The 17723-nt window shown below is 56.8% G+C and carries 22 protein-coding genes and 2 pseudogenes; 12 read left to right on the top strand and 12 right to left on the bottom strand.

Annotated features, from left to right (window positions below; genetic code table 11):
- Positions 1 to 9 precede the first annotated feature (9 nt).
- Entirely contained in the window at positions 10 to 174 is a 165-nt protein-coding gene (locus RHPLAN_RS39280) for a hypothetical protein (protein ID WP_157100212.1), read from the bottom strand.
- On the bottom strand, positions 171 to 380 hold the full coding sequence (locus RHPLAN_RS11040; RefSeq protein ID WP_068031021.1) for a hypothetical protein: 210 nt from the start codon (positions 378 to 380) through the stop codon (positions 171 to 173). Before RHPLAN_RS11040 ends, RHPLAN_RS39280 begins: the two co-directional genes overlap by 4 nt.
- Positions 381 to 580: 200 nt before the next feature.
- Here RHPLAN_RS11040 and RHPLAN_RS38330 point away from each other — a divergent pair, with 200 nt between their 5' ends.
- Entirely contained in the window at positions 581 to 883 is a 303-nt protein-coding gene (locus RHPLAN_RS38330) for a helix-turn-helix domain-containing protein (RefSeq protein ID WP_084244677.1), read from the top strand.
- Here RHPLAN_RS38330 and RHPLAN_RS11035 read toward each other — a convergent pair.
- Positions 868 to 1488, bottom strand: a complete 621-nt coding sequence (locus RHPLAN_RS11035; RefSeq protein ID WP_068017278.1) for a tyrosine-type recombinase/integrase — start codon at positions 1486 to 1488, stop codon at positions 868 to 870. The genes RHPLAN_RS38330 and RHPLAN_RS11035 overlap by 16 nt on opposite strands.
- A gap of 284 nt (positions 1489 to 1772) precedes the next feature.
- Here RHPLAN_RS11035 and RHPLAN_RS11030 point away from each other — a divergent pair, with 284 nt between their 5' ends.
- Positions 1773 to 2636 carry a hypothetical protein gene (locus RHPLAN_RS11030; protein ID WP_068017275.1) on the top strand — a complete coding sequence of 288 codons (864 nt, stop codon included), beginning with the start codon at positions 1773 to 1775 and terminating at the stop codon, positions 2634 to 2636.
- 21 nt (positions 2637 to 2657) lie between these two features.
- On the opposite strand, the gene RHPLAN_RS11025 is transcribed toward RHPLAN_RS11030, so the two are convergent.
- The gene (locus RHPLAN_RS11025) at positions 2658 to 3074 is read right to left on the bottom strand and encodes a hypothetical protein (RefSeq protein ID WP_068017273.1); all 417 of its coding nucleotides are present in this window, start codon (positions 3072 to 3074) and stop codon (positions 2658 to 2660) included.
- 339 nt (positions 3075 to 3413) lie between these two features.
- On the opposite strand from RHPLAN_RS11025, the gene RHPLAN_RS11020 reads away from it, so the two are divergent.
- Together RHPLAN_RS11020 and RHPLAN_RS39275 are read left to right on the top strand one after the other, a co-directional pair.
- Positions 3414 to 4412, top strand: a complete 999-nt coding sequence (locus RHPLAN_RS11020; protein WP_157100211.1) for a hypothetical protein — start codon at positions 3414 to 3416, stop codon at positions 4410 to 4412.
- A gap of 476 nt (positions 4413 to 4888) precedes the next feature.
- Positions 4889 to 5092: a hypothetical protein gene (locus tag RHPLAN_RS39275; RefSeq protein WP_157100210.1), complete on the top strand. Its 204-nt coding sequence runs from the start codon at positions 4889 to 4891 to the stop codon at positions 5090 to 5092.
- An 87-nt stretch (positions 5093 to 5179) separates the two neighbouring features.
- Here the strand turns inward: RHPLAN_RS39275 and RHPLAN_RS11015 are convergent, their stop codons facing one another.
- Genes RHPLAN_RS11015 through RHPLAN_RS11010 form a run of 3 tightly spaced genes read right to left on the bottom strand, consistent with a single transcriptional unit; the run spans position 5180 to position 7949 of the window.
- Complete coding sequence (locus RHPLAN_RS11015) at positions 5180 to 6259, bottom strand: argonaute/piwi family protein (RefSeq protein WP_237180109.1); 1080 nt, start codon at positions 6257 to 6259, stop codon at positions 5180 to 5182.
- Entirely contained in the window at positions 6199 to 6633 is a 435-nt protein-coding gene (locus RHPLAN_RS40495) for a hypothetical protein (protein WP_237180108.1), read from the bottom strand. The genes RHPLAN_RS11015 and RHPLAN_RS40495 overlap by 61 nt, the downstream gene beginning before the upstream one ends.
- A complete protein-coding gene (locus RHPLAN_RS11010) occupies positions 6630 to 7949 on the bottom strand; it encodes a DUF4365 domain-containing protein (protein WP_068017268.1) in 1320 nt (439 codons plus the stop codon). Before RHPLAN_RS11010 ends, RHPLAN_RS40495 begins: the two co-directional genes overlap by 4 nt.
- Positions 7950 to 8163: 214 nt before the next feature.
- Here RHPLAN_RS11010 and RHPLAN_RS11005 point away from each other — a divergent pair, with 214 nt between their 5' ends.
- The 3 genes from RHPLAN_RS11005 to RHPLAN_RS10995 are packed head-to-tail and all read left to right on the top strand — an operon-like array spanning position 8164 to position 10819.
- On the top strand, positions 8164 to 9282 hold the full coding sequence (locus RHPLAN_RS11005; RefSeq protein WP_068017265.1) for a Fic family protein: 1119 nt from the start codon (positions 8164 to 8166) through the stop codon (positions 9280 to 9282).
- Positions 9279 to 9845 carry a gamma-glutamylcyclotransferase gene (locus tag RHPLAN_RS11000; protein ID WP_068017262.1) on the top strand — a complete coding sequence of 189 codons (567 nt, stop codon included), beginning with the start codon at positions 9279 to 9281 and terminating at the stop codon, positions 9843 to 9845. Before RHPLAN_RS11005 ends, RHPLAN_RS11000 begins: the two co-directional genes overlap by 4 nt.
- Positions 9842 to 10819, top strand: a complete 978-nt coding sequence (locus tag RHPLAN_RS10995; protein ID WP_157100209.1) for an RES family NAD+ phosphorylase — start codon at positions 9842 to 9844, stop codon at positions 10817 to 10819. The genes RHPLAN_RS11000 and RHPLAN_RS10995 overlap by 4 nt, the downstream gene beginning before the upstream one ends.
- On the opposite strand, the gene RHPLAN_RS10990 is transcribed toward RHPLAN_RS10995, so the two are convergent.
- The 4 genes from RHPLAN_RS10990 to RHPLAN_RS40930 all read right to left on the bottom strand — a co-directional run bounded on the left by RHPLAN_RS10990 (position 10816) and on the right by RHPLAN_RS40930 (position 13421).
- Positions 10816 to 11598: a competence protein CoiA gene (locus RHPLAN_RS10990; RefSeq protein WP_068017253.1), complete on the bottom strand. Its 783-nt coding sequence runs from the start codon at positions 11596 to 11598 to the stop codon at positions 10816 to 10818. The genes RHPLAN_RS10995 and RHPLAN_RS10990 overlap by 4 nt on opposite strands.
- A gap of 18 nt (positions 11599 to 11616) precedes the next feature.
- The gene (locus RHPLAN_RS10985) at positions 11617 to 12351 is read right to left on the bottom strand and encodes a hypothetical protein (RefSeq protein WP_068017238.1); all 735 of its coding nucleotides are present in this window, start codon (positions 12349 to 12351) and stop codon (positions 11617 to 11619) included.
- 216 nt (positions 12352 to 12567) lie between these two features.
- On the bottom strand, positions 12568 to 12972 hold the full coding sequence (locus tag RHPLAN_RS10980; protein WP_068017236.1) for a hypothetical protein: 405 nt from the start codon (positions 12970 to 12972) through the stop codon (positions 12568 to 12570).
- 92 nt (positions 12973 to 13064) lie between these two features.
- Positions 13065 to 13421, bottom strand: a complete 357-nt coding sequence (locus tag RHPLAN_RS40930) for a hypothetical protein (RefSeq protein ID WP_068017234.1) — start codon at positions 13419 to 13421, stop codon at positions 13065 to 13067.
- Between RHPLAN_RS40930 and RHPLAN_RS40925 the strand changes: the two genes are divergently transcribed.
- Together RHPLAN_RS40925 and RHPLAN_RS41010 are read left to right on the top strand one after the other, a co-directional pair.
- Complete coding sequence (locus RHPLAN_RS40925; protein WP_068017231.1) at positions 13420 to 13635, top strand: SOS response-associated peptidase family protein; 216 nt, start codon at positions 13420 to 13422, stop codon at positions 13633 to 13635. The two genes, RHPLAN_RS40930 and RHPLAN_RS40925, sit on opposite strands and share 2 nt — an antisense overlap.
- A gap of 359 nt (positions 13636 to 13994) precedes the next feature.
- Positions 13995 to 14131: pseudogene (locus RHPLAN_RS41010) on the top strand (RlpA-like double-psi beta-barrel domain-containing protein); the annotation flags it as partial.
- 52 nt (positions 14132 to 14183) lie between these two features.
- On the opposite strand, the pseudogene RHPLAN_RS40115 reads toward RHPLAN_RS41010, so the two are convergent.
- A pseudogene (locus RHPLAN_RS40115) lies at positions 14184 to 14939 on the bottom strand (PAS domain-containing protein); the annotation flags it as partial.
- 283 nt (positions 14940 to 15222) lie between these two features.
- Here RHPLAN_RS40115 and RHPLAN_RS39265 point away from each other — a divergent pair.
- The 3 genes from RHPLAN_RS39265 to RHPLAN_RS10955 all read left to right on the top strand — a co-directional run bounded on the left by RHPLAN_RS39265 (position 15223) and on the right by RHPLAN_RS10955 (position 17681).
- Entirely contained in the window at positions 15223 to 15462 is a 240-nt protein-coding gene (locus tag RHPLAN_RS39265; RefSeq protein WP_157100208.1) for a hypothetical protein, read from the top strand.
- A gap of 352 nt (positions 15463 to 15814) precedes the next feature.
- The gene (locus tag RHPLAN_RS10960; RefSeq protein WP_068017226.1) at positions 15815 to 16957 is read left to right on the top strand and encodes an AI-2E family transporter; all 1143 of its coding nucleotides are present in this window, start codon (positions 15815 to 15817) and stop codon (positions 16955 to 16957) included.
- Between the two features lie 220 nt (positions 16958 to 17177).
- Complete coding sequence (locus RHPLAN_RS10955) at positions 17178 to 17681, top strand: YciE/YciF ferroxidase family protein (protein ID WP_068017224.1); 504 nt, start codon at positions 17178 to 17180, stop codon at positions 17679 to 17681.
- Positions 17682 to 17723: the final 42 nt, after the last annotated feature.

Below are 17723 nucleotides of genomic sequence, written 5' to 3'. Positions count from 1 at the left end.
GCATCTGATCTAGATTTCATCGCTGGTCTGTATGCTGCCGTTTTCAAGGCGCATGACGATCTCGCCATCGAGCGTGAAGACCGTTTCTGATTTCACGAAGGTTCTCTCGATCCGAGCCTCGAATTCGTCAGCGGCCACAAGGTCTTTTCGTCTCGGCGCGGAAACGGAGGTCATTTCTGACCTCCTTCGGTTTGTTCGTGCTCGCGCACGACAACGCGGCCATCCAGCGGAAAGGCGTCGAACTTCAAGCTCAAACCCTTGCCGTCGCGGTTCGGCCAACCTGCGCCGATGCGGTTCCACCGGGCTTTGTCGCCTTCGCCCAGCACCTGCCAGACGATGTGGGTCGGACGATTGTTTTCTTTGGTAGCGGTCATTTTCATCTCCATTTTGGAGACCGGACCTGATTGCCCGGCCTTATGGGGACGAAAAAAGCGGGGCCAACAGTCCGCGAAGTCACACCGGCAACACGGGAGCGCACGCGAATGGATCGGGCAGCCTGTTGATCTTCAGCGGCGGGCGCGCTTAGAACCCATGTGAAAGGACGGCCTGAAGGAGCCGTGTCCACCGGAGAAGAAGGCCGATGCCAAGAACGCGGAACCACGTCGATCTGGCAATGCGGGTTGCCGGAGAGCACTTCGGAGTCAGCATCGCGGATATCCGCTCGCAACGGCGGTCAAGGAATGTTCACGCTGCCCGCACGTGGGGCATGTATCTCGCCTGCGCGACCACGGAAGCCAGTTACGAGGAAATCGGCAAGCATTTCCGTCGCGACCACACGATCGTTCGAGTGGTGGAGCGTGGCCGCTCACATGAGATCGATGACAGCAAAGAGAGCGCACAATTCTTCGAGACGCTGAAGGCGCAAGTTCAGGGGCTGCGCTGACGCCTCTCGGCTGGGCACCACATTCGCATCGCTATTGCGTGTTCCTCGGTGCCCATGGCCTGCAAGTAGATCGCAGTTGTGGTAAGGCTGGCGTGTCCAAGCCAACGTTGAATCATATTGAGCGGCACGCCGCTTCTGACGGCGTGAAGCCCAAAACCATGGCGCAGGCCTTTCGGACTGGCATGAATGCCCGGCGCGATAAGAGCCTTCTGCATGACCGCTTTCACTAACTGCCAAGCGCGACTGCGCGACCAGCCCCAGAGCCGTTGGTCGGGATTGGAACCCGGTAGTTGGTGAGCGGACTTGAGGGCTTTCGTGCAGAGCGGCGGCACCGGAACCTGACGAACGACTACAAGCTTTTTGCGTTTCTTCAGCGACCGGATGGCGATGCACCCCGACTGCCATTCGATGCAGCCTTCAGTCAGACCGAGAGCTTCCGAGATGCGGCAGCCGGTATAGGCAAGGACGAGGCAAAGGCTGGTCACGCGCGGGTGCGGCCACGACAAGGCCGCTGCGATGAAACGTCTGCGTTCGTCGTGATTGAGGTATTTTCGTTGTCCGGATGCGGAATAAAGGCTTCCGCAGGCCAGTAGTTCCCTTTGCATTGCCGCGCCTCCCGTCGGCCTTGCCGACGAAAAGTGCGACAGTCTTGCCTATTCTGTTGAACGGTCCGAAACGCCCGGTTTCCAAGCCCTTGGCGCGACATACCGATAAAACTCTTAGCATGTAGGTGACTCGGGATCAACGAATCCCGCAGTCAGTTCTTGCTATGCGACAGAATAGGCAATTCTGTTGAACGCCGAACACATGAGGCCTCGCGGAATTCCCGGAGGCCTTTTCGATTCCTGGCCCCGCGCGGCGACCGCGTCGCATCAACAGGGGTCACATCATGTATCGACATACGATTGCCGCCGCGCTGCTGCTGGCTGCACCTGAGTTTTCTCATGCGCAAAGCCAGATCGAATGGAAGCAGACACTCGACATTCCGAAGGGGCAGAACATCCCCCGCGATCAAGCCGACGTTCTCGGCGTCGAACTTGGCGACCGTTACGTGGAAGCCAAGGCCAAGCTGGAGAAGCTGAACGCAGAAGGCATCCAGCCTCCTACAGTTGAACCTTGTCATCCCCGCGCGAGCCGCTGCGAGGAGCAACCGCCGCCGCGTTTGACAGAACAGAAGAAGCTCTTCGATCTGCGGGCTCCGGGTCATAGCGTGATGACGGCATCGTATGTCGCCGTTCTCAAGCTGAGCCGGGAGTTGCCGGGCAACGGCAAGGAGCCGATCCGCGAAACAATCATGCTTTACCTGAGCGCACCTTCGTCGGGTCAGCAAGTCGTCGCCATTCAACGTGATGTCTACTATCCGGATGCGGACCAGCCGCAGGTTACGGCACTCATTGATGCGCTGAAGGCCAAGTTCAAAACGCAGCCGCACATCTCAGGTAACACAATCAGCTTTCAGTTCGATCAGGGGCGGCCCGCCGCGCGGCTCGCGGGTCCGGTGGATTGCAGGGCTGAGATCGAGGCGATGCAGTCGCTTCAGGACGTTCAGAAAGTGAACCGCCGAGGCGATTGCGATGTCGTCATGACGGCGGAGATCGTGCGCGGCGTCTCGGCGAACCACGTCCGCATCATGAAGATTATGCTCGGCGACAATGAGCGGATGAAGGCGAACAGTATCGCCGACTACACGTTCATCAGCGACTACATCAAATCGCTGCAAGGCCGGAACCTCGGCGCACCGCCGAAGCTGTAGATGGAAGCATTACAGGGCCGCTCATCGGCGGCCCTGTTTCATTGCTCCTGACGCGGTTTCCGTCTCGCGAAACCAGACCCAGAGTTCGAGCAAAAGCGAAAGATCGTCGCCCGCGCAAATGCGGTGCGCCCCGTCGAACCAGTCGAGGAACCAGTATTCGACCCGGTGGCACGAAAGGTCTGGATTGACGAAGAACCGGAATTCGTCGGATGGCCCGCCCCATGAAATCTGATAGCGAAAATATCCTTCTCTCTGATCGTCGAACGTATCTGGGGCGACGTAGTCGAACGACAAGCCGTACTCGTATAGTTCTCCAAGATCGGGGTCTGACGTGCCATTATTGTAGTCGTTCCAGAGCGTTCGCAGATCGTTCAAGCGTCCTTCAAGCTGCTGATCGACTCTCTGCTCACATTTCTTCATCTTCATCACCTTGTTCATCGGGTTGCACATGCAACCGACTAGCCACGCGGCGATGAGCGGGGTTGGCCGTCACGGTCCGAAAGCAAGGGCTGGCGCGGGCCGGAGCGTGAACGACTACACGGGCCCGAAGCTTTCGCCCAAAGGGCTCGGCCTTGACGGCAAGGGGCGGCACGCCCCAACGTTTCTTGCGCGAGGGATCGTCACCGCATGGCCGAGACAAACGTTCCGGACACGGCAACGGCTTGGCTCGGTGAGCATTTGGCGAATAGAGCCCGGTCGGCCGCGCCGATCCGCCAATGATTTGTACAAAAATGGACCCGTACCAGTTACGCTGGCAGTATGAACAGTGAAAGCCCTATGGACTGGTTCGACGACAGCGACAAGTTCGCATTCGTTGCGATGGATGTGAAAACCGAAGATGCCGTTCGCTCGGGTGCAGTAGCCCCCGGGCTCTGGGTTTTGGGTGGACGCTTCAATTTTCCAAACGAGTGGAGGGAATGGCTCGGGTCAATCAAGGCCGAAGAGGTCGAGAGCTCAAACCTGTTGTTGATGAGCAAATTGCCATCCAAGACACCTGAAATACTCGATGGCGAAAATCGCGATCTCAAACACATAGTTAGTGCGTTTTACGTGGGTCTATTACTTTCGAGTCATTTTGCTACGTCACATAAGCCTGTAATTCTGAGCGGTTCGAAGCGAAACGGCGAACTCAATCTGCGCGATGTTGGTGATTTTGACGCGCCCGTTCCGGGTGAAATCCGAGCATATCCTGCGCTACTTGCAAGTGAGATAGAAAGCGGCGCACGTATTGGCCTCAAGATTAAAAGTCTCGAACAAGCGTCAATCGCGGACGACAAGTGGCGACTGTTTCGCGTTATACATCTGTATCAGGAAACGCGTGCAAACCCGGACGTTTTGGATCGCCTACACCAGTACGCCCGATGCATCGACGGGCTGATCCTTCCTGACGCGGGGAAGACGAAACAACAATTTAAAAGTCGGACAGAGCTATTTATCGGAGCTCATCACGATTTGATGGGTGAGATTTACGACGTGCGGAGTGCAGTCGAGCATCTTCACGTCAACCGATACCTTGAGACGTTTGATCGCGAAAGCAGGCTTGATCTCCTTAAAAAGGAGGCGATTGTTGAATACGTAGCACGAACGTCAATCGCTCGCGTTATCGAGAATCCAAAATTATGGCCACATTTTGCGAATGCAAAATCGCTAGCAGAATTCTGGTCGCTAACTTCTGCCGAACGGCAGACGATTTGGGGCGAGCGGGTCGATCCGATGGAACCGTTGGCAGAATATAACCCTCGATATATCTCGGATGCGATGCTCGGGAAGCAGTAGGGGTCGAATCTATTCATCTTCGCCTTCTGGCGGCCAAGGGTTTGGCAGCCCCAACATGTCGGCAAGCCTCCTCCCTTCAACGGGCGCGAATTCACCTTCATCATTGAGCTTCCAGCCAGGTAGAGGCAGCACGTCTTCGGGCAGTGGATGCGTCGCCCACGGATGTCGCATAATGAGTGGCTGCCAACGGTCCTCCCGCAAATCCCAGAGATGCGGGCGCGGTAAAATGATTGCTGCGCTGACATTCCGATGTTGAGGACTCCCCGGGCGGCCCCAGTATCCATTGTTTCTTCTTTTGTCTTCGGTCTCGATAGCCCCGTCGGCGAAAGTGCGGACTTCGGTGTAAACCGTGCCATGAACGGCTTCGATGAAATGCTCCGCATTGGAATCACCGCCCGCCAGCTCGCCCTTACAGGCACCCCTTCTTGCGTCTTGATGAGGAAGTCCGGTTTCCGTGTCCCGTGCGGAGAGTCTGGGTGAATCTCGACCTTGTAGCCAAGGTTCAGCAACGCCGCGTGCATCGTTACTTCGGCAAGCGCAGCCTGATAGTAGATGCTGTCACTATCCTTCATCCGGACGACAATTTCAGCTTGCTCGGCTTCTGGAAAGGCATCGATCCAGCCGTTTACAAGTTGACGATATATTTCCATCTCAGGCCACGCGCACGAATCATAAAATGAAAAGTCGCTCTCGCCCTGCTTTTTGGGCTCCTGCCGCGTTCGTTGCTTATCTTGGAACAGAGACACGGCGGCAATTCACACAGTTTGCTAAATATATCTTGCGTAGTCCGAGCTGATCTTTTGGTCGGTCACGTATTTAAGGACTTCGCCGACAGCGCGCGCAGCACGGATCGGTATCGGCAGCTTTTGATTCATCTGGGTGGAATTCCAGTTCACCTTAGTCAAAGCTAGCACCTCACTTGCGATCTGCGCGATGGTGCTGTCACTCCCTTCATACGGACACAACAACAGCGGGCGCGGGTCATACATTCCCGGATAGGTTCCGTAGTAAGGCATGCTGCCGTTTGTATAAAGGAGGCCTTTGCCGTCGAGATCGACGAATGTCCCGCGCATCACGGGATAATTTCCATCGCGCAACACTTTGACAGAATAGGACTCTTGTACCCAAACAAGATCACGCAATTCCGGTCCGGCTTCGTCAATCGCTTCGTAAATGCCTTCGGCCTCTTCATCGCGGAATTGGGAGGTCTTCAGGACGATCACACGCGCCGGATAGTGCTTGTGATGGTTCTTGTACGCCGTCAGCGCGTCGGCGATTAGCTGCCGCGCGTCGTCGTGCGTCATGTACGGGTGGCGACCACGACTTTCTGTTTGCGCCCGCTTTCCTTTAAGTATGAATCCGCGGCCCCGCTCATCGAACATCTGTGCTGCGCTGGTGAAAAGCTGCTGGCCTCCGACTTCCCGGTAGAAGCTGATGCCGATGTAGCAAGCGGTGAACTCACCGTCTTGCGGCATCTTGCGCCACGGGATGCGCCCGGTGCCCTTGTAGTAAAGCGTGGTGAGCAAGTTCCACGTTCGTCCGGCTTGATCCTGTATCTTCCGGGCGCGGCTTTCTTTGACCTTCAGCGGAATTTTCGCGCTTTCGTCAAACACGTCTTCCCAAGCGATCTGAATCGGAAAGCTCAGGTCCATCGCTTTAGCCTTAAGCATGCCCCGGAAGTCAGGGGCATCTGAACCGCCGCTATCGTCTTTCTCGGTAGTCGCTTTGGAGTCGACTTTCGCATTCCACACCCGCTCGATCAGCTCGACGGGCAACGCTACGATAGCTACGTCTGGCCGATGGCTGCTTTCATCGAGCGTTTGCAGTTGCTGGATGATTTCATCCACGGCCATCTCGACGGCTTTGCCGTGATGAGGCTCTTTCCTGATCTTGTCGATCTTGGATTGAGCGATGGCGACTGTCGGCCTTCAGGAATTTCGAATTTGCATCGGAACGGGTTCTGGTTGCCGAGGCCGGGAAAAGCTGGATGTAGATTGGGATGCTTCTCGCTCTTTCCCTGAAAGCCTGCCGCCGCTTCTTCGAAAAACTCCTGCGCGTCCTCGACCGTCTTGGAGCTGCCGATGACGGCTATCCTGACAACGTCGCCGACGGGAATTTGCAGCGGTCCGGCTTCCGACAACCCAAGTCGCGGATCGGGATGGTGATGTTTGTCACCGAATTCCAGATGCGGTTCTTCAAATATCTTCGTCTCGAACTTCATGCGAACATCCGCTCCTGTCCGTCGTCAGGTTCGGAGGCAGCTTTTTTCTGCGAACCCCAAACGTCTTCCGGGACGCGCGTTGCAAGAGCGACGACGGGGGGCTCGCCGAACCGCAGGCGCGGTTCGGTCGATGCTTGACCAAACAGATTGCTTTCATCGCGATCCGCCTGACTCAGGAAGCGATGCCACATCACGACCTGGCCCCGAAGCGATGCGCTGTTGTCCATCCGCTTTTTGCCCGCAAGGAGAGCTGCCGGATACGAATGCGGGATGAAGCCGTTGGTCGTGAAGAAGTAGGTCGGGTTGATCACTAGATACCATTGGTCGTAAAGCAGCTCGAAGCGCGGCACGAACGCGTGGTGACGAACGAAATCGACCTTGGTCTTGTCGGTCTTGTTCATGACCGCATTGACGACATCGGTTGATGTGCGCTTCTTGGACGCCTCGTATGCGAATGTGCGCGTCGTGTTTTCGGCTAACGCCCGCACGTAAAATAGCTTGCGCTCCTTGTTCCAGCGCAATTCGTTCCGGACCTGATGATCCAGCGTCTTGCGCAGCAGAAAAGCGAAGTTGTTTTGTTCGTCCTGATCCTCATGGAATGCGAGAGAGGACGTATCGATAGCTTCGACTTGATCTAGGTCGACGATATCTCTGCAAACCGTCTCGCGAGGGTCGCTGAATGACCAGAATGTGCCGCCCTTGATGGCCCAATCAAATCGCGGCGCATCACCGTCGAGAAGGATCGCAGCAGCTTTTTTGGGAGTGTGCGGAGTCGAGGATACGAACACTTCGCTCGGAAGTGTGACAGGCAGTATGTTGACCAGTGCTTCTTCACCGCCGCCGATGGGTGGAACGTAGTAACCGAATCCTGCTTTCGGCACCGTCAACGCGGCAAGCCGCTCTACGGCATTCACGTCCAGAACATCCTGCGCCTTGTCGAACTGAAGCCGACGTTCTTCATCTTTGATCTGGTTGCCGACTTCCTTCCAAAAGAAGGTGTCGTCCGACTTCCGGTAGAGGACGATGATGATGGGAAGGTTGGAGCCTCGCCAGTAGTCGAGGTCTTCAGGACGCATCAGGTAGGAAAAGCCTGCATCGGTCTCGGACGTGTACCGTCCCGAGTCCGTCGCTTTGACCTGTACCGCGATCATTCGGGCGAGAGGTCGTCCCCGGTCCATGACTTCGGCAATGCCATCGACGCCCGCTTCGAGGCGTGAGCGGCCGTCGAATTGAAAGCCCATGGTGAGAAAGCGCAGACGGACTGCCGCCTCGCCGATCTCCCCAAGCAGCTGGCTAGGGGTAATATTCTTGGACATGAATCCAGACTAGAACAATTCAAGAACGTCGTTAAGTGGCTTTTCCGGGTTTCACCCTGTCCCACCCAACCCTGATTGCGCAGCCCGGCGGCCCTGATCGGCTGGTAAGGGTTGCGGCAGTCCTGACACCAAGGATCGCACGTGAGCTATAGAAATGCTCCCTATAACTCATAAATTGTGATATGGTGAGCTATAGAAAGGGATTCCATAGCTCATGACTTGGAATTGGGAACAGGCCGACTGGCCGAATTTCTCATATAAATCAGAGGCTTTGGCCCAACTGGAGCAACAATTCCTGCTTCAGTCAGGCGAGTTCGTCGGGGCCTGCAAACATATAGGACCGGACGATCAGGAAACCCTCAAGATCGATCTCATCAGTGAGGAAGCGGTCAAGACCTCCGAGATTGAAGGCGAGATTCTGAACCGGGACAGCGTGCAATCGTCGCTACGTCATCAGCTCGGTCTTGGCGCAGAACAACCCGGCGTCGATCCGGCGGAGCGCGGCATCTCGGAGATGATGGTCGATCTCTATCGCAACTTCGGCAGAACGCTCGACGATGCGACGCTGTTCGCGTGGCACAAGATGCTGCTCTCGGGTGACAAGAAGATCAACGTCATCGGCGGCTATCGCAAGCACGAAGACCCAATGCAGGTCATCTCAGGTCCCGACTACAAGCGCACGGTGCATTTCGAGGCCCCGCCGTCATCGCGCATGACGAAAGAAATGACGCGCTTCAATGCGTGGTTCAACGACACGGCTCCGAACGGCAAGACGCCGCTGCCCGCGCTCACTCGCGCCGGGATCGCGCATCTGTATTTCGTATGCATTCACCCGTTTGAAGACGGCAACGGGCGCATAGGCCGCGCCTTGGCAGAAAAATCACTCGCCCAGAATCTCAATCAGCCCAGCCTGATCGCGCTTGCCTATACCATCGAACGCAAGCGCAAGGACTACTACGCCGCGCTGGAGCGCAACAACAAGGAGCTGGAGATCACGGCTTGGCTGACATATTTCGCCAACACGATTCTTGAAGCGCAGCGCAACACGATTGCCCGCGTCGATTTCTTCGTCGGCAAGGCCAGATTCTACGAGAAATTCCGGGACCAGCTCAACGAGCGTCAGGACAAGGTCATCGCCCGCATGTTCAAAGAGGGCATCGACGGCTTCAAGGGCGGCCTCTCGGCAGAGAACTACATCACCATCAGCAAAGCCTCACGCGCCACCGCGACGCGCGACCTGCAAGACCTCGTCGAGAAAGGCGCGCTCACCAAGACGGGCGAACTGCGGCACACGCGGTATTTCCTCAATCTAGCGGACAAAGGCGCATCGTGAGTTTCTGGGTCTTCGCATACGGATCGCTGATGGCGGATGGCTGGGAACAACTCCACGCCTGCAAATTCCGCAGCGCGGCGGTGTTGCAAGGGCACGCACGATCCTTTGACAAGGCGTCCACCGAAAGCCGGGGGACGAAACAGCATCCCGCTCCAACGCTGCGGCTCGTCGCCTCCAAGGCCGACTGTCATGGCGTCGCTTTCGAGTTCGACGATGAAAAACGCGATGCCGTGTTGGCTGACCTGCTGAAACGCGAAGGAAAAACGTTTCCGCTGCGCGAGAAAGCGATCCTTCTGAAGGACGGCAGAAACGTCACCGCGCTTGTGCCGATGTATGAAGGAAAACAAATCATCACAGGTAAGTCGCTGAGAGAGCTAGCGGAGATGGCAATTATTGCCAAGGGCATACGCGGCGGCGGCGTCGATTACGTCCGCGACATTGCAAGACACCTGAACTCCGTCGGCATCGAAGACCCGGTCATCTCGGATTTTCTCAACGAGATTGAAAACTGCCTGAAGGGAAACGAAGGACGGCCATCGAAGTCCGCCATGAGGCCATTGTGAAGAGCAAGCATTTCTCAGCCAATACGATGGAAGAGCGTCAGGACATCTTCCAGGAGTATTTTGATCGCGACCTCGAACATTATTTCGATTCGAGAATTTCGTGTTGCGAGCATTGCTACGACGAGTTCTGTCGCGAATGGCCGGGCACGGCAGCGCGCGATGAAAATTTTCAGCGTTCAGGGATCGAGATTTCATACTTTCTGGAGCAGAGTCGTATTCAAGAAGCGTTCTATCCTGAGGAAATCGAACTCTTCTCGAAGAAGCTGGAGTGCCCGAACTGCGCCGCCGCCCTCGATGGCGTGTTCTACATATTCGAACACAAGTTCCTCGTCGATGAGTTTCACTTAAGCTCCATCGCGGACCTCGCCAGCAAATCGCCGTTTCTCCTCTTGAGCCATCCCTTCGCAGCGAAGGTTTTTGACGTCATCAAGCGGCGATTTGAGACGGCGGACAGCCTGCAAGCAAAATCGATCTGGTATCGCGGCCGGATGGCGAAAGACGTTCCTGCAAGTCCATCTCTTTCTGACTTCGGGCCTCCGCCCGCAACCAAAGTCGCCGAAGGCCGATACAATCACGCGGGCCACGCGATGCTGTATCTCGCGGATTCAGCTAACACCGTGAAAGGAGAAATGCGCGCATCGCAACCTATATCGGTCGCCACGATAGAGCTGGACCTCACGTGCAAAGTTCTTGACCTTACGATCTGCGACGATATCGATGGCGATGATGACGAGGTCATACAGTGTCTGGCGCGATCCGCGCTCTGCGCTGCGCCGCGAAAGTCAGATGGTTGGGATCGGCCTGAATACGTGTTCACGAGGTTCGTGGCCGACTGCGCGCGGCACGCAGGCTTCGGAGCCGTCCGATACGGGTCCGTGCAGGACCATGAAGGCGTGAATGTCGTTCTGCTCGAACCGCCGTCCGACATCAGCGCAATCGCGCGGCTGATAACAACGCATACTATTCCTGTTTAGAAGCGTCGGCCCTGCCGACTATTCATAAAGTACCGCTGGACCCGAGGCGGTTGCTGGGATTGTGCGCGTCGCGCATTCTGCCTGAGGCTATCCACAATCACGCTCACGCCTTCCGAGAATTGCTGCTCGGCGTCGAGGCCTTCACGATGCACCTTCAAGAATGACTCGCGCGAGACCGGCGTCAAATACGTTCTGCCGTTTCGGCTGATGGGATCGCGCCGCCAGAAAATCGGCCTGCCATCTTCCTGCCGGACGCCCAGATCGAAATAGACGGGCATCGAACTCGAGTTCCAATCGCGCAATAACGCGCATTCGGCGTGGTTGGTAACATGGAGGATGAAAGGTGGCTGATCCCACACGCATCGCCCGATACACTTCAATAGTTGCTCGACATCGCGCTTGCGCCTGCGTCCGTCAACGACCCAGACCATCTTGCGATAGAACAATTCTCGCGCCTCTCGTTCTTCCATCTTGAGAAACGAGTGCTGAAACTCGATGATCATACCGCTTTGCGTCTTCACGTCCGCAATGTGCTTTTCGCCGCTCTGCGCAAAATGAACGACTTCTTGCCAATCGGCCGGAAATTCATTCTTCCAAGACCTGTGCCACTCTGTTTCCGGTTCCCACCACGGGTCGCAGACACGAACGCCCCGATGTGCCCAATGCCAGACTCTGAGAGAGCCGCATTTGGCTATGACCTCTGCCTTGCAAGAGGGACAGGTGCCAGATAGTCCCGGCTGAGCCTCGCGTCTTTGCTCTTGAATGATGGCGAACTTCATCCGATCTCTGCCTCAACTCTATAGAGGATCGCCGAGATATGCGTTTAGCCGCTCTGCAATCGATGCGCGGCGGGCGGCTAAAAAGCTCTTGTATTGATCGACTTCGCGGACATTGTCGTCCAGCGGAATGCACTGATGGGCAAACGCTTCGGTGCCGATGCGCTTAATGAAGTCAGGCAAGTAGTCCTTGAACTTCGTCTTGCTGATCTTGCGATTGGTGTCACCGCTGATGAACGCAAGATTTGCGATGTCATCGACCTCACGCTGCGCGTAAATGCCCTTAAGCGAGTCCTTTGGGAATATGTGATGAAACTGAATCCTGTGCTGCGCTCCGGAGTGATCGACAGCGATTGCGAGATTGGAAGTCCAGTCCTTCGCACCTGCTTCTTTGAACGCGAGGAACATCGTTTTGAAGACTGCGCTTCTGACGTTACGGCCCTCCAACTCTTCCGGCGTGACATCGAGTCGGCCCGCTTGCTGACGCAACCGTTCAATCAGATCGTTTACAGAACCGCCATCCCTCGAAATCGCCAAATCCTGATCGAGGATTGTCTCGCTCGAACCGCGCGAAAACCGACCCTTTGCATTTGCGACCAACAGCCAGTACCGCAGCAGCTTTGCTTCATCGGGCGCGATTTTGTAACTGCGGGTGTGGCCGTAGTAGCCGAGCGCAATGAGAATGAAAGGTGACGACAAGAGCACAGGGCTGACAATGCCGGCATTGCTCTTGGCAAAGTTGATTGCGAACTCCATCCCGGCGCAGGCGTTCTTCCAACCTTCTTGAAGAGTGCTGACGCTGAGCTTGCCGACAGTGCGTGGATTTCGCCTGACTACAAACTTGACTGGGGTTCACTGTGCCGGGCAGCCACTGACCATCGCGGGATTGAGGCGAGCCGCGCGAGGCGCGTGAAAAAAGAAGAAGCCCCGCTTTCGATAAGCGGGGCTTCTCGTCTTCGTACTTCAATCAGATTAGCCGCAGCGACGAATCCGCTTGACGATGGTGCGGCCGTGATAGTGCTTCTTAACTACGATCGTGCGGCAACCCTCGCCATAGGCATAGTAACCACGATGATGCCGGTGACGGTATCCATAGCCGTCACCCCCGATACGAACGTTCACGCTGCTGCGTTCGCGACGGTCACCCTCGCGCATCGTGCGCCGTTCGCCGTGCTCGCCCATCGAACCACGATCGCGCATCGTGGCGTCGCTACGGACGCGCTGTCGTTCGCCGCTCGGCGCGACCTTGCTATCGCTTTGAGTGGTCGTGTTCTCTGACTTGCCAGTCTGGCTGCTGTTTTGGTTCGTGTTCTGAGCCATCGCAGGTCCGCCGATGAGCAACCCAGCGATCGCAGCTGTGAGCAAAAGCTTCTTCATCGTGTTTTTCCTTGTTGATAAGGCGTTGCACCTTCCGATGAAAGAATGCGCGCCTAAGTCATTGCGTTCCAAGGAATTTTCTGAACGGGCATTCAACGGTAGCGTCTCAAACCATCGTTGAATGCAACGCGAAGCTTCGCCTTGACGTTCTCTAAGCTTACCGCGTGTCTGGACATTACGGCGACCAACCACAGATCGAACGTCAGAGCATTGATGTCCCAGAACCATCCTTCGGTCGCGCCGTTGAAATGCAGACGAAACGCTAGGCGATGGCTCGACATCAAGCGCCGCTGCGTCGTGCCTTTCACATCGTTAAGCGATTTCAACAAGGCGGCCTGAGGCGATATCTGGCTCGCGCTTGATGAGAGCGGCCGTTGGCCTTTTCCGTAGGCATCTGGACCAAATGGATATCGGCGCAGCAGGTCAGAGAGCGAGACCACCAATGACATGTACGGATTTCTAACTTCGGAACCGAACACTAAGGTGGCCGCGATCCATCCCAAGACGATGCCGGTGATCTTGCGAACACTCGAAGAGGTTGACCGCTGGATGAACGCACCGGCCTCTGACGTGCCGGGCCTGCAACAGAGGCTTCCGGACGGTGCGCTGCAGATCGTGGCGAGCGGCAAGAAGCAGGCCGCGCTTGGGTACCGGGCCCTTTAGCCTTGCCGCTTCAACACGAACAGAATCAAGGCATCTAAACGAAAGAGGTCGCCAACTGAGGCGGCCTACCTCTCTCGTCGATGCGGCGTGATTTTCGAGCAGTCCTTAAGCATCTGCTCGGCGGCTTCAGCGGCCTGTCTGCCTTGCCTATGGTCGGATATTCGAACGTGACGAGTGGCTTTCCCGCGTCGTCTACAATGGCAAAACCGCAGCCCTCTACCGTGCTGCGCAACGGCCCAATCTTGAACGGCATCGCCCATCCCAACTTTTGTTGTTGGGCAGATGTTGTGGAACTCGGGCAGATTCGCCTATTAAAAATGATACAGATGGAGTACCTAATTTAGGTTTGGCAAAGGAATATGAACCCGGGCGCTTTAACGGTTGCGCACCGGACGTTGCCGTTCGGAACTCGGATTAGTGTCGTAAACCGACGAAACGGCAAAAAAATCGTCGTCCGGATTACGGATCGCGGCCCCCCTTCGTCCGTGGACGCATACGCGCCCGGAGGCGTCTCGGACCGGCATGCAAGCAAAATCGACGATGTGTTCCGAGCCATCTCCCCAGAAATAGAGTGACTCGCCACGGAACGGCTCGCCGGCGATTGATTGCTGCACTGCGTGTCGAACCCAGGCCATCACCTTCGGCGAGCGATTCCACCACCCGCACTCCCAGAACGGCCGGTCTAAGACATCCTCCCGTTTGAAGCCGCAAACTTCGAGCGCGGACCTGTTGATGTCGAGGACCGTACCGTCAGGACGGAGGCGAGCGGCGAATAGCCCCTGATCGTAGACCGCCTGGAATTGTTCTATGACCTCCCGAAGCTGGCGGTTTGCCTCCTGAAGTTCCTGCGCCCGCAGCATGACGTCGAGCCGCATCGCCTCATCCGCGTGCGGGGTCAGGGGGTCGTGTCGAGAGATCTCAGTGACGTCTTCGACCCGGTGCATGATGTACTGCAGCTGGCCATCCGCCCCTTTCACGGGTGCGTTGATCGGCGACCAGTAACGCTCCTCAAACTCCCCGTCGGGGCGGCGGACGTCGTATCTCTGCACAGCCATCGCGTCCGGTTGTCCTTCGGCAAGGACCCTCTTGAGGGACGCCTTAAGATTCAAGATACCCGTCGCCGAGGGGTCGTCTGGATTATCGGGAAACACTTCGAAAAGGGGCCGACCCACAATCGCGTCGCGACGCGTGTGCGTCGCCTGCAGATAGACGTTGCTTGCATCCAAGATAGGAAAGCTCTCATCGGCGCCGAGCACAAGGAACAGAGCGGGTGAGCCCTCGAAAAGCCTTTGATAGTCGACCACTACTCGGCGCCGGGTCGGTTATCGAATGAACGAAAACAGCCGCTATTCAGGGCTGTGCGAACGGTTGTGGAACTAATAACGGGCCCGCCCCTGTCAAGTTCCACTAGGCCTCGTTCTCGCCGAACGTCTGTACCGGTCAACTGCCCGAGCCCGAGGCCTGACTTTTCGTCAGCCTGCTTGTCCAATTGCGGGTTGCGCCCCGACACACGCTCACCGGATGAATGTGCCGGCGATATCTGTTCCGACGCGACGTAAGTCAAGAGCGCGCCCAATAACGCGGTGGTTGGATTTTGATGATGAAGCATCCGTTCAGAGCACGTCAGCCGATGAATTCGTGGCGGAATTGCTTCCAATCATTCAAGCAATCCGCAGCACCGGTGCGGCAACGCTGCGTGAAATGGCCAGCGCGCTCAATCAACGCGGCATTAGATCGGCACGCGGCGGCCAATGGCACGTGTCATCGATTTTGAACGTGCTCGCGCGGGCTCGCGCAATAGAGAGCGGCGAGATGTTGCCCTCTTAGGGACAACAGGCCCCCTCAGGCGCCGGGAACAAAGTATAAGCCCGGGGATTAAACGGCAGCGCGAATGCGAAAACGGGAGGCGATTATGAGGCTGTTAGGGTGCGTAGCAATGATTGTCGCGCTAGCTGGCGCAATATGCGTGACCGCGCCGGATGCATCCGCTGCTCCGCGGAATGCTTATACAGCCAAGAAAGCGCAATGCAAGGAGCGGGCGAGCCATATGAAATTTGGCGTTCATCTGATCAAGAAGGATCGTTGGATTAAAAACTGCATTGCTGGCGCGCACTAGCGCATCCGAAGCCAAGGCGTGGGATAGAGCTCCCGTTCAGGGGCTCCCAGCCAGGCACGCGGCATGACACGAAAGGCGCAACACGTTGCCGCGAGCCGATTAAAGGCCACAGAGGCGGCTCAGCCTCTCCCGATACATCCTGCAACGCGAAAAGCCGCCAGAGCGGTGTTCGCGCTTTTGCTGCTAGCCGCCTCCATCTGGACCGCGTTTCACTTCCTGCCCGCGTTGATTTGGTCAGTAATGCTCGCGATTTCTCTGTGGCCACTTTACATCAAGGTGGCCCGGTGGATGTCGCACGGTCCGTCGAACCTCAGCGCGTTGCTGTTCACCCTTCTCGTCACGTTGATTATTGTTTTTCCGCTGTCTCTGACCCTGTATCAGCTGGCTGAGCAGAGCGGTGTTCTGAGCGACCTTATTAAGCGCGCTCACGATACTGGGATAAATGTCCCGGAATGGGTCGATCACCTGCCGATTGCAGCGACGCAGATCGCGCAATGGTGGCGAGAGAATTTGGCCAAACCCGAATCCGCCGCAGCCTGGCTGCAAAGCTTGAACGTTGACAGCGCTAACAGCTTTCTTACGGCATTTGGCAGTCAATTGATTCAACGCCTGTTCTTGCTCTTCATGTCTTTGATGGTGCTGTTCGTGCTGCTGCGGCATGGCGAAGGGATAGCTCGCCATTTCTTAGTGACGGCGGATCGCATTCTTGGAGAACCTGGAGAGCAACTGGTCGAGAAGTCTGTCGTCGCAATTCGAGGCACAATGAACGGTACCGTGATCGTTGCGACTGCCGAAGGCTTACTCATTGGCGTTGGCTACATTTTAGCAGGCGTTTCAAACCCCACCCTGTTCACCGTCCTTACGATAGCGTTCGCGATGCTCCCGTTCGGCGCATGGGCGGTGTTTTCAGTCGCCGCCGCAACACTTCTTTTTACCGGCGGTAGCGGGGCAGCCGCCGCTGCCTTATTCGGCTGGGGTGTCATTGTGATGCTTTGCGGAGATCATTTTGTCTGGCCAACGCTTGTCGGCGGCGCGGCACGGCTACCATTTCTGTATGCGTTCATCGGTGTCTTCGGTGGTCTCGCCAGCTTCGGTCTGATGGGTTTGTTTGTCGGTCCGGTCATCATGGCATTGCTGCTCACCGTGTGGCGTGAATGGGTACTAAGGAGCAGCAAAATAAACGCCGGCGCCGACAGTGACACTTGAACGCAGCGTCGTCGAGCTGGCGCGACACACATCCCGCGGCGATGGCATGTTTCGTCGGCCAAGACCCTGCTTGCGCGGGCTTGCGAATTAGATAGCGCACCAAAACTTTAAGCTGATCCCCAGTTGGGTGATAGGGGAACGGGCTCTGTGGTGGCACGTTGGCCCGGCGAGCGGACGCGGATAGGCGCGTCGTTATCGCCGACAAAGAAAGGAACTCTGCATGGGCCTCTTCACAAAGGACATCAAGAACATGGATGACCTGTTCGTGCACACGCTGCGCGACATCTACTACGCTGAAAATCAGATTGTGAAAGCGCTACCGGACATGATCGAGCAAGCCGGCGATCCGGCGCTGCGCCAGGGCTTCGAGAGCCATCTCGCAGAGACCAAGGGTCAGGTGCGGCGATTGGACGAGGTGTTCCGTCTCCTTGGCAAGGAGCCATCAGGCGTCGATTGTCCTGCGATCGATGGAATCATCGACGAGACCGAAGACGTCACCGGCGAGGTCGACGATCCGCGCGTGCTCGATGCGGCCCTGATAGCAGCCGCGCAAGCAGTCGAGCACTACGAGATTACGCGCTACGGCACTCTCATCGCCTGGGCCAAGCAACTCGGCCGCAGCGATTGCGCCGCTCTGTTCCAGCAGAACCTCGATGAGGAGAAAGCCACTGATAAGAAGCTGACTACGCTCGCGGAGAGCAACATCAACCGCAAGGCAGCGTAGTTTCTACCGACCCAGTGGATAGACTAATACGCAGGGCGCCCG

The organism is Rhodoplanes sp. Z2-YC6860, from assembly GCF_001579845.1.
GTDB lineage: Bacteria > Pseudomonadota > Alphaproteobacteria > Rhizobiales > Xanthobacteraceae > Z2-YC6860.
This window is presented reverse-complemented; position numbering and strand designations above follow the sequence as displayed.

Coding starts and splice junctions, on each gene's coding strand:
- RHPLAN_RS39280 (WP_157100212.1), bottom strand. CDS start 174: ATGACCTCCGTTTCCGCGCCGAGACGAAAAGACCTTGTGGCCGCTGAC.
- RHPLAN_RS11040 (WP_068031021.1), bottom strand. CDS start 380: ATGAAAATGACCGCTACCAAAGAAAACAATCGTCCGACCCACATCGTC.
- RHPLAN_RS38330 (WP_084244677.1), top strand. CDS start 581: ATGCCAAGAACGCGGAACCACGTCGATCTGGCAATGCGGGTTGCCGGA.
- RHPLAN_RS11035 (WP_068017278.1), bottom strand. CDS start 1,488: ATGCAAAGGGAACTACTGGCCTGCGGAAGCCTTTATTCCGCATCCGGA.
- RHPLAN_RS11030 (WP_068017275.1), top strand. CDS start 1,773: ATGTATCGACATACGATTGCCGCCGCGCTGCTGCTGGCTGCACCTGAG.
- RHPLAN_RS11025 (WP_068017273.1), bottom strand. CDS start 3,074: ATGAACAAGGTGATGAAGATGAAGAAATGTGAGCAGAGAGTCGATCAG.
- RHPLAN_RS11020 (WP_157100211.1), top strand. CDS start 3,414: ATGGACTGGTTCGACGACAGCGACAAGTTCGCATTCGTTGCGATGGAT.
- RHPLAN_RS40495 (WP_237180108.1), bottom strand. CDS start 6,633: ATGAAGTTCGAGACGAAGATATTTGAAGAACCGCATCTGGAATTCGGT.
- RHPLAN_RS11010 (WP_068017268.1), bottom strand. CDS start 7,949: ATGTCCAAGAATATTACCCCTAGCCAGCTGCTTGGGGAGATCGGCGAG.
- RHPLAN_RS11005 (WP_068017265.1), top strand. CDS start 8,164: ATGACTTGGAATTGGGAACAGGCCGACTGGCCGAATTTCTCATATAAA.
- RHPLAN_RS10990 (WP_068017253.1), bottom strand. CDS start 11,598: ATGAAGTTCGCCATCATTCAAGAGCAAAGACGCGAGGCTCAGCCGGGA.
- RHPLAN_RS10985 (WP_068017238.1), bottom strand. CDS start 12,351: ATGGAGTTCGCAATCAACTTTGCCAAGAGCAATGCCGGCATTGTCAGC.
- RHPLAN_RS10980 (WP_068017236.1), bottom strand. CDS start 12,972: ATGAAGAAGCTTTTGCTCACAGCTGCGATCGCTGGGTTGCTCATCGGC.
- RHPLAN_RS40925 (WP_068017231.1), top strand. CDS start 13,420: ATGTACGGATTTCTAACTTCGGAACCGAACACTAAGGTGGCCGCGATC.
- RHPLAN_RS40930 (WP_068017234.1), bottom strand. CDS start 13,421: ATGTCATTGGTGGTCTCGCTCTCTGACCTGCTGCGCCGATATCCATTT.
- RHPLAN_RS10960 (WP_068017226.1), top strand. CDS start 15,815: ATGACACGAAAGGCGCAACACGTTGCCGCGAGCCGATTAAAGGCCACA.
- RHPLAN_RS10955 (WP_068017224.1), top strand. CDS start 17,178: ATGGGCCTCTTCACAAAGGACATCAAGAACATGGATGACCTGTTCGTG.